This window comes from Hadarchaeum sp. (SeqCode), from assembly GCF_049969415.1.
Classification (GTDB): Archaea; Hadarchaeota; Hadarchaeia; order Hadarchaeales; family Hadarchaeaceae; genus Hadarchaeum.
Genome location: NZ_JBMFOX010000050.1, coordinates 1 through 5,106, shown reverse-complemented (window position 1 = coordinate 5,106; position 5,106 = coordinate 1). Strand labels below are relative to the sequence as shown.

Annotated in this window: 5 protein-coding genes, 1 tRNA gene and 1 pseudogene; 4 read left to right on the top strand and 3 right to left on the bottom strand. The window is 56.5% G+C overall.

The annotated features are described in order from the left end of the window. A partial coding sequence (locus ACP5PX_RS07245) for a carboxypeptidase-like regulatory domain-containing protein (RefSeq protein ID WP_428085298.1) occupies window positions 1-341 on the top strand: 341 nt, incomplete at its 5' end. A gap of 101 nt (window positions 342-442) precedes the next feature. Here ACP5PX_RS07245 and ACP5PX_RS07240 read toward each other — a convergent pair. Then, window positions 443-1,042, bottom strand: a complete 600-nt coding sequence (locus ACP5PX_RS07240; RefSeq protein ID WP_428085299.1) for an FxLYD domain-containing protein — start codon at window positions 1,040-1,042, stop codon at window positions 443-445. 149 nt (window positions 1,043-1,191) lie between these two features. Between ACP5PX_RS07240 and ACP5PX_RS07235 the strand changes: the two are divergent. Both ACP5PX_RS07235 and ACP5PX_RS07230 read left to right on the top strand, forming a co-directional pair. After that, window positions 1,192-1,284: pseudogene (locus tag ACP5PX_RS07235) on the top strand (cold-shock protein); the annotation flags it as partial. A 282-nt stretch (window positions 1,285-1,566) separates the two neighbouring features. Further along, window positions 1,567-2,172 carry a PKD domain-containing protein gene (locus ACP5PX_RS07230; RefSeq protein ID WP_428085297.1) on the top strand — a complete coding sequence of 202 codons (606 nt, stop codon included), beginning with the start codon at window positions 1,567-1,569 and terminating at the stop codon, window positions 2,170-2,172. Window positions 2,173-2,342: 170 nt separating this feature from the next. On the opposite strand, the gene ACP5PX_RS07225 is transcribed toward ACP5PX_RS07230, so the two are convergent. After that, complete coding sequence (locus ACP5PX_RS07225) at window positions 2,343-3,239, bottom strand: tyrosine-type recombinase/integrase (protein WP_428085296.1); 897 nt, start codon at window positions 3,237-3,239, stop codon at window positions 2,343-2,345. Window positions 3,240-3,342: 103 nt separating this feature from the next. Between ACP5PX_RS07225 and ACP5PX_RS07220 the strand changes: the two genes are divergently transcribed. After that, window positions 3,343-3,416 (top strand) — tRNA-Ile (locus ACP5PX_RS07220). Between the two features lie 649 nt (window positions 3,417-4,065). Here ACP5PX_RS07220 and ACP5PX_RS07215 read toward each other — a convergent pair. Further along, a partial coding sequence (locus ACP5PX_RS07215; protein WP_428085295.1) for a transposase occupies window positions 4,066-5,106 on the bottom strand: 1,041 nt, incomplete at its 5' end.

The window sequence follows — 5,106 nt, the reverse complement described above, 5'->3', positions numbered from 1 at the left end:
CTTCCTGGTCCTGGCGTATAAGTGGCCCGAAAACGGTGACCGTGTTTCTCTACGTGTACAGTCCTCAAGGGCAAGTGATTTCTGATGCGAAGGTAGAGTGCAAAGAAGCCGCCGGCAACACCTTCCGCGACACCACCGGCGCGAACGGATTTGTGATAATCAAGGGCGCGGCCGGCACTTGGCAATTCACGGTCTCCGGAAGCGGCTACAAGGCAAACTCCTGGAGCCAGGAGATCACACAGACCGGCGAGCAAAAAGTCTACTTGGAGAGGGACTGGTCCTTGCTGTGGATTAGCCTCTTATTGCTGCTAGTGGCCCTGCTGTTGCTGGTCAAGCCGTGAGTATGACTTCTGGGATCAGGCGGGGGGTGCGCCCCTGAGGCGCAGGCCCCACCTGTGCTTGCCCTACCTTATCTATCACCACCTTGCAAAACTCCCCTGCTTCACCAGCAAAAGCCTACAGTCACTGTAGCGTGATGGACTCGGTTGCAAACATCAGTGCATATGCAGTAAATATTGAACTCCCAAACGATATCTGGAGCAAGGTCGGTAACATTGTCAAGCCACGTACACAGGAGCACGTTGTTAGCATCGTAGAACTGTCCTCGGACTTCTGCATAGCGCAGTGTCTTACCGCTCACGTTTTTAGCATATCCCCGAATGACCCAGGGCATGAACGGATTATCGTAGGGCAATAGTTGCCAGTTCAGAATCTGGAGCTTTGAGGCCGCGGCTATGGTTACAGACTTGCCAGACGACCAGGAGCTGACAACCGAGCGGTCCAAGGAACAGCGCGCCTGGGCCTTAACCTGATAAGTGCCCGCTGCGGTCCAGGAGTGACTGGCCGTAGGAGTGGAGCTCCAGGAGGAATAAGTTCCATCCCCCCAATCAAATCGATACTCTAGCGGGTGGCCTTGGCTACAGCTAGCCCCTCCCGTCGTAAAAGAGAGGATCTCACCTACTTGGCCGGTGGATGGTCCGGAAGGTGTGTCGGGTGTTGATACCGTGTGAGGCACTTGAGTTTGACAGCTTACGAGGCCCATGAGTAATACTCCAAGACCGCTTACCAATCCGGCTATCCGCAAGACTCTCTTAACCATAGCAACTCACCTAACTTGCAGCATATGCGGATTGCTCCACCGTGTCAAAACCAAGGCTGGTCACCGCCCAGCCATTACCGTTCTAGTATGACGAGGTCCAGGGAAAGAAGGCCCTTACCGCGGGACAGAGGGTGGAGTTCGAGGTGGCCTGGGGCGAGAAGGGCCCGCAAGCCGTGAACGTCCGGGGGTTTCGCGCTCCCCACCACCGTGACGAAGTTGCAAAGAGGAGGTGCCCTGAAAAGACGCGCTCGAACTGCGGTGCCGCTCCAGCGCGGCCAGCGTTGGCCCGTGGGCTTGCCCCGGTTGTGGGGCGGACCTTGCGGACGTGGGAACCGGCGGGGAAGGTCCCGAACCGGGCGAGTGAGCCGGCTCAGGGGCCACGGTTGCCCTCCGCAGCCTGGCCACCCCAAGATACCTGCCCCTCCGGGCGCTACAATGAGGGCGCTTCCTGACACAAGGAGGCCAGGATGTTCCGAAAGGCTGTGCCGGTGATGGTCCTGGTGTGGTTAGGGCTTCTCTTGTCTGGGTGCGCCCCATACCCAAACCTTCGAGTTTGGATCATCGCCGAGCCTCCAGAGGGACCCGCCCCGCTTTGGGTGCAGTTCCGGGCCGGTGTAGGCTTTGCGGGGGGCGAGATCATCCGGTTCGAATGGGACTTTGGAGATGGGAATGATGCCATAGGACCTTCTGTCCTTCACATCTACGAGACGCCGGGCACCTACGTAGCCACACTCACGGTCACTCACGATAGCGGGGCAACGGCCTCGGGGACAAAAACCATCAGAGTCGACCCACCTGCCCTGCAGATTCTTGAGTATCGCTATTGGCTGGAACCGACGGGACGCCTGCAGGTGGAAGGGCGGGCGCAGAACATAAGTCCTCGCAGACTTACCCGCGCTTCGGTCTGGGTAAAAGTCTACGACGCTGACGGCGCATTGATAGGGAAGGCGAGTGCGTGGACTGATAATCTCGAATCCCGGGAGGTGTGGCGATTCGTTATCCGCTGCCCCACAGAGTGGCCGGACGAGATCGCCTGGGTTGAGGTTGTGGTCGGGGAGTGCCGCTATTGGTAGTCCTAGACTGCCGATGACCCCCGAGGAACGCGAGCGGCTGCGCCTCACGATTCAGGGGCTCGTAAACGCAGCCCTCATGAAGTTCCCCAAGGCTGATCCGGGACCCTGAAGCAGCTCTGGGCGGGGGATTCTCGAACCATGACATGCGGCATTGCTGCCTCCATTGACGGCTATCCTCCTAGCAATCTATCTGCTGGACTTGCCATCGCTTGGATTTCCCGAAGACTTCCGGCCATGTGAAGATAAATCTCTGTGGTCCGGAGGCTGCTATGGCCGAGGAGTTCTTTTAGGGCTGGTAGTGGTCCTCCGAAGGCAACGAACAGTGTGGCTGCGGTGTGGCGGAGGCGGTGCGGACTCACCTTAACCCCATCTAGTCCTGCCTTTTTAGCAAGCCTTTCCAAGATGCGCTGAACGTTTCTCCGGGTTAACCTGGCTCCGTCACGGGTCACAAAGAACGGCGCATGGGCAGGAGCGTATCCCCGGACTTTTGTCCACTTACGCAAGGCCCGGGCGGTTGTCGAACCGAAGTATACAAAGCGCTCTTTCCCGCCCTTTGCATGTCGGACCCGAATCCGATGGCCAATGAGATCCACATCCCCAACATCCAGGCCGATCAGCTCTTCTAACCGCAGGCCCGTGTCTACAAAAGAGAGGACGATGGCCCGATTTCTAATCCCAGTCCAAGTAGAGTGATCGCAGGCTCTTAAGAGGGCCACAACTTGCTCCGGCGTTAGAACCCGAGGGAACTGGCTTGGAACTTTGGGAATAGGGACATTCTTCATCGGGCTTTCCTCAAGGAGGCCGTCCCGTACGAGGAAGTTGAAAAAGGCTCGGATGGCTCTCAGGCGGATGTTAACAGTGGTTACTGCTAGGCCTCGGTCGAGCAATTGAACGGTGAACGTACGGAGCTGCTGGCTCGAGGGCAAGGGTGCCGTTGGCCCTCCTAAGAAAGCTTGGAGCTGGGCGAGTGCCTCACCGTAAATCTCCAAAGTCCTTCGAGCTAAGCCCTTACTGCGACAATATACCTGGAACGCCTCGACTGCCTGGCCGAACGTCAGAATTTCCATGTTCGCACGCCTCCCTGATTTTGGCAGGGAAAAGCGTGGCTCCTCGGAAGGGCAGGGAGTCTAGTAAAATGCGATCTGAACAGTGTTTCTGATCAATCCGCACGGGTCCGTAGCTCAGGTGGTTAGAGCGCACGCCTGATAAGCGTGAGGTCCCTGGTTCGACTCCAGGCGGGCCCAGAGGATTTGACTGTCTTACGCCCCTATTCTGCGCAAAGATCCGCGAGCGGAGGATTTTTTAGAACGGGTATCTTCCCGGCTACCCACTTTTGTTCGAGCCGAAGGTCGGTGGTGCTCCCTTGAACCGGCGCAAGCAAGGGCACCCCTTCCGGCACCTTCTGGAGCAAAAGCGCTGGTCATGGCGGCATGAAAAGCCTTTCACGTGGTTCCTAGCACAAAAGCGAAATTTTATTGGTCAATAAGTTGAGCAAGACCACCATGAATGACTCGAATTACACAGAAGGACAGATATTTCATGGTTTCAGCGGCTAGGGCTTTTCACCTTTTGCCCATTGGCGCAGCATTTCGATAGTACAACACTGCTGCGGAAATAACGAAGGTTGAGCTGGAGGGCATGATTCCGGTTGATGAAAATTTCTCCTTACGAGGTTTTGCTTCAGCCAGTCCCTTACCGCAGGTACATAGAGGTGGTTGGCCCAACGGACTGGCACACCTTTGGGCCGGCAGCGGCTGCTTTCGTTCGCTGCTGCGGTAACAATGCTTCGGAGAAGGGGACCGTGGGAGCGGGAAAAGCTGCGCGACAAATTTCCCGGGCCAAGGTCTGGGCCTGTCTAACAAAGGACATTCGCCCAAGGGCTGTCCGCCAAAGTCAACGAGGTGCCCAGGCCGCGTTATGAACCGCCCAATGTACCCTCTCTCGACCTCGTAACCTCTGAATGCCCAAAAGAAAACATAAAAAGGCAAGAAGAACTCGCAGCACATAACACACCACAAGGAGGAGGCTCTCTTTTTGGGTGCACGAAAGCTTAAGGTTCCTGAGCCTCCCATTGAGCCTGGTTTTTATGGCCCCGAATACCCCCTCACCCACAGCCCGCAGCCGATAAACCTCAGGACGAAAAGTCTTCCGCGCCTCCTTCCGTTTTGGATCCTTCACCTGGCCACCACCCTTGAGCTGGATCATCGGGATGAATTTTCCTTCCGCTTCCTCGTACACCTTCCCAGAATCGAAGCCAGCATCAGCGAGTAGAACACCGCCGGGATTAGCACTGCTTAGAGCCTTAGCCCCAAGGAGAGGATCAGGAGCATAGCCCTCGCCCACGCTCATCCCCACGGGAAGGAGAAGCCTGGGCTCTTTAAGGTAGCGTATAGTCAGGCAGAGCCTGGCATGTCCCTGTACGACCCTCGGAAATCTTCCCCGCATCCATCGGAGTTCCTGGGTCTTGCCCCGCTGGGCGATCCCTGTGCTGTCCAGGATGAGGAGGGAGTTTTTCTCAAGAAAAGGGCCAAGACGCTCCTTTAAAAGCTCCAAGAGCTTTGTGAGCTCTTCCTCCTTGAGCTTTTTGCGCATGTACCAGTGCAGGGCTTGGAAGCTTGGGCAGGGCTTCTCCGGGAAAAGGTCGCGGAAGAAGGCCTCTGTTTCCCGGTAGGTCCAAATTGTAGTAAGAACGCAGGATAAGGAGGGCAAGATAGAGGTCATCAGGATAAGTAGGGGGCCTTCCCCTCTTTCTTTCCCTCCTTTTCTTGAGGTTTTGGGGCTAACTCCAGGGCCGAGGCGAACACCCGTTTCGGTCTGTACACATGCTTTCCCCTCACCATAGTTTAAAAATCTACCCCCACCTTGATTATTAGACAAACCCACAACTGGCACACCTTTAGCTGGCGCCCTTTTCCATAGTGCATGGTGTCTTGT

Excerpts from the sequence above, each read along its gene's own strand:
- ACP5PX_RS07240 (WP_428085299.1), bottom strand. The coding sequence starts at position 1,042 with ATGGGCCTCGTAAGCTGTCAAACTCAAGTGCCTCACACGGTATCAACA.
- ACP5PX_RS07230 (WP_428085297.1), top strand. The coding sequence starts at position 1,567 with ATGTTCCGAAAGGCTGTGCCGGTGATGGTCCTGGTGTGGTTAGGGCTT.
- ACP5PX_RS07225 (WP_428085296.1), bottom strand. The coding sequence starts at position 3,239 with ATGGAAATTCTGACGTTCGGCCAGGCAGTCGAGGCGTTCCAGGTATAT.